Annotated in this window: 3 protein-coding genes; 2 read left to right on the top strand and 1 reads right to left on the bottom strand. The window is 65.4% G+C overall.

Features of this window, described 5'->3' with window-relative positions; genetic code table 11:
- The first annotated feature begins 66 nt into the window (after nucleotides 1-66).
- Both ACEQXV_RS10110 and ACEQXV_RS10105 read left to right on the top strand, forming a co-directional pair.
- Nucleotides 67-873, top strand: a complete 807-nt coding sequence (locus ACEQXV_RS10110; RefSeq protein WP_370269010.1) for a taurine ABC transporter ATP-binding protein — start codon at nucleotides 67-69, stop codon at nucleotides 871-873.
- 1 nt (nucleotide 874) lies between these two features.
- A complete protein-coding gene (locus tag ACEQXV_RS10105; RefSeq protein WP_370269009.1) occupies nucleotides 875-2,143 on the top strand; it encodes an ABC transporter permease in 1,269 nt (422 codons plus the stop codon).
- A gap of 345 nt (nucleotides 2,144-2,488) precedes the next feature.
- On the opposite strand, the gene ACEQXV_RS10100 is transcribed toward ACEQXV_RS10105, so the two are convergent.
- Nucleotides 2,489-3,452 (bottom strand): aspartate aminotransferase family protein (locus ACEQXV_RS10100; protein ID WP_370269008.1); only part of this gene is annotated, 964 nt, incomplete at its 5' end.

Here is a 3,452-nt window from a genome sequence, read left to right as displayed (position 1 = left end):
CCCCCCCCCCCCCCCCCACTCCACCCGTGAGCCAATACAACAACTTACAACAGGGGGTAGGGCTCCATGACCGGGCTCGTGCTCGACAAGATTTCCATGCGTTTCGACCTGCCCGATGGCGGGGCGGTCCAGGCGCTCAAGGACGTGTCGCTGACCATCAAGGAAGGTGAGATCATGTCCGTTCTCGGCCCCTCGGGCTGCGGCAAGACCACCCTTCTCAACATCATCGCGGGCTTTCTCGCCCCCACCGACGGCAAGGTCGTGCTCAATGGCCATACCGTGACGGGCCCCGATGCCGAACGCGGGATGGTGTTCCAGAAAGGCGCGCTCTTCGAATGGATGAGCGTGCGCCACAATGTCGATTTCGGCCCCCGCATGAAAGGCATGCCCAAGGCCGAGCGCGACCAGATCACCGACCACCTGCTCGAAACCGTGGGGCTGCAGGACTTCAAGGACAAGGCGGTCTACGAACTGTCTGGCGGCATGCAGCAGCGCGTGGCGCTGGCGCGCTGCCTGGCCAACGACCCCGACGTGATCCTGATGGACGAGCCGCTGGGCGCGCTCGATGCGCTCACGCGTGAGAAGATGCAGGGCCTCGTGCTCAAGCTCTGGAAGGAAACCGGCAAGACCATCATCCTCATCACCCACTCGGTCGAGGAAGCGCTGCTCTTGGGCGAGCGGCTGATCGTCATGGCGCCGCGTCCGGGCCGCCTGCACAAGGAATACAACCTGCCTTTTGCCGACATGGGCGTGAATGCCGACCTGCGCGAGGTGAAGAAACACCCCGAGTTCGGCGAGCGCCGCGAAGAGATCCTGTCGATGATCTGGGACATGGAGGAAGAGATCATGGGCCGAACCGAGGGGGCGTTCTGAGATGCTGATCGCCGGAATTTACATCGCCATCTTCCTCGTGGCCTTCGTCGCCGTTCGCGCCATCAACTCGATGCGCGAGGCCCGCCACGACTTCACCTCGCTCAAGACCGTGACCTTCGGCGACGAAAGCGCCGTGCGGCCGACCCGGGCGGCCTCGGTCATCTCGGTCCTGTCGATCTTCCTGATCTGGGGGGCTTTCACCGGCTCCTCGATCACGCCCATTCACGTGCCAGGGCCGTTCCTGGGCGAAACGAGCTTTACCTACACCGCCGAGAATGCCGCCGGAGACCGCGATGACGCCACCGTGCGGATCATCGTGCACCCTGTTGGCGACGAGGTGGACCTGCCCGAGATCGACCCGGGCGACGGCTTTGCGCTGAACGATATCGACGCCATCGGCGGCGGTCGGTCCAGCCTCATCCGCACCGGCGACAACGATATCGGCGCCGACGAGGACGGCTTCCGCGTGGTGGCCGTGAACGGTCAGCCGCTGGAGCCGGAGGTGGGCGAGGTCGACACCGGCGACGGCGTGGTCACGCTGAGCCGCCGGGGCACCGTGCGCTTCACCCCCAACGCGGGCATGCAGATGGAACCCATCTGGCTGCCCCCGCCCGAGGCGGTCTGGACCCGGCTGGTGGAAATCGCGCAGGAAGGCTATCGCGACTTTACCCTGGCCGAACATCTTGGCTACTCGCTCTTCCGGGTGTTGGCCGGCTTCTTCGTGGGTGCGCTGGTGGGTATCCCGCTGGGCTACGCGATGGGGCTGTCGAACTGGTTCCGCGGCTGGTTCGACCCGATCGTCGAATTCATGCGCCCGGTGCCGCCCCTGGCGCTGATCCCGCTGGTCATCATCTGGTTCGGCATCGACGAGAGCGGCAAGATCTTCCTGCTGTTCCTTGCTGCGCTCTGGATCATGACCATCGCGGCGCGGGCAGGCGTGTCCGGGGTCAATATCTCGAAGATCCACGCCGCCTATTCGCTGGGGGCTTCGAAGAGCCAGATCATGCGCCACGTGATCATTCCCAATTCGCTGCCCGAGATCTTCACCGGCGCCCGCGTCGCGATGGGGGTCTGCTGGGGCACGGTCGTGGCCGCCGAACTGGTGGCGGCCGAACAGGGGGCCGGGCAGATGATCGTCGCGGCCTCGAAGTTCCAGCTGACCGATATCGTGATCATGGGGATCATCCTGATCGGCGTCATCGGCTACGGCATCGACATGCTGATGCGCTGGGCCGAGCGGATCCTGGTGCCCTGGAAGGGCAAGAGCTGAGAAGGTTAAGAAATTAACTAAATCCCCTCTGGAAAGGCCCCCCTCGGCGGGGGCCTTTTCGTTAACGCCGGGGCCGAATTCGTCGCGGCCCTGCCGCGCCGATCCGGGGACGGGCTCCTCGGCCCCCGGCGCTGCCGGGGCCTCGTCGCCCGCTTGGGGCGCTGCCCCAAACCCCGGAGTATTGTCACCAAGAAGAAGGCAAAGGGGGCGGAATCGGGCCATCCGTCTGCACGGGGAGTGTACGGGGGGTGCACGGGGGGTGCACGCCCGGCACCGGGGTCCCCTGCCACGAAAAAGGCCCCGCTGGCGGATGCCGGCGGGGCCTTGGACGGGGAGTGTGGCCGCTTAGCCGAAGACCTTGGTCAGCGCCTTGTCCACCGCATCGGTGATCGCGTCGATATCGGCCTCGGTGGCGATCAGCGCAGGGCTGAAGCACAGCACGTTGTTGCGGCCCGGGATCGAGCGGTTGGAGGCGCCGATGATGACGCCGAGCGCGGCGCATTCGCCCACCACGGCCATCACGTCCTTTTCATCGACCGGCTCCTTGCTGTCGCGGTCCTTGACGAGTTCGGCGCCCAGGAAAAGCCCCTTGCCGCGCACGTCACCGATGATCTGGTGCTTGTCCATCAGCGCCTGGAGATTGCCCTTCATGCGCGCGCCCATGGCGGTGCAGTTTTCCAGCAGCCCCTCTTCCTCGATGATCGCCATGTTTTCCAGCGCCGCCGCCGGGCCGCCGGTGCAGCCGCCGAAGGTGGAGATGTCGCGGAAGTGGTCGAGCTTGTCGGTGGGGTTGGCCTTGAACAGCTCGAACACCTCTTCGGTGGTCACCATGCAGGCGATGGCCGCATAGCCCGAGGCCACGCCCTTTGCCATGGTCACGAAGTCGGGCTGGATGCCGTAATGCTGGTAGCCGAACCAGTGGGTTCCGGTGCGGCCGATGCCGCAGACAACCTCGTCGATATGGAGCAGCACGTTGTATTGCTTGCAGATTTCCTGAACGCGCTCCCAGTAGCCCTCGGGGGCTTCGATGACGCCGCCGCCCGCGGTGACGGGTTCAAGGCAAAGCGCGCCGACGGTGTCGGGGCCTTCGCGCAGGATCACCTCTTCGATCAGATTGGCCGCCGCGATGCCGAACTCGCGCCCCGACAGGTGACCGAGCCCCAGTTCCTCCTTGCGGTATTCCATGCAATGGGGGACGCGCACGAAATCGGGCGCGAAGGGGCCGTATTGCATGTTGCGTTCGTCCTGGCCGCCAGCCGACATCGCGGCAAGGGTGGAGCCGTGGTAATCGCGGTCGCGATAGAGGATC

The organism is Nioella sp. (genome assembly GCF_964229645.1).
GTDB lineage: Bacteria > Pseudomonadota > Alphaproteobacteria > Rhodobacterales > Rhodobacteraceae > Nioella.
The sequence above is the reverse complement of the archived record's forward strand: the minus strand, read 5'-3'. Positions and strand labels throughout refer to the sequence as shown.

Bases quoted from the DNA above. Each gene is read 5' to 3' on its own strand.
- ACEQXV_RS10105 (WP_370269009.1), top strand. From the start codon at position 875: ATGCTGATCGCCGGAATTTACATCGCCATCTTCCTCGTGGCCTTCGTC.
- ACEQXV_RS10110 (WP_370269010.1), top strand. From the start codon at position 67: ATGACCGGGCTCGTGCTCGACAAGATTTCCATGCGTTTCGACCTGCCC.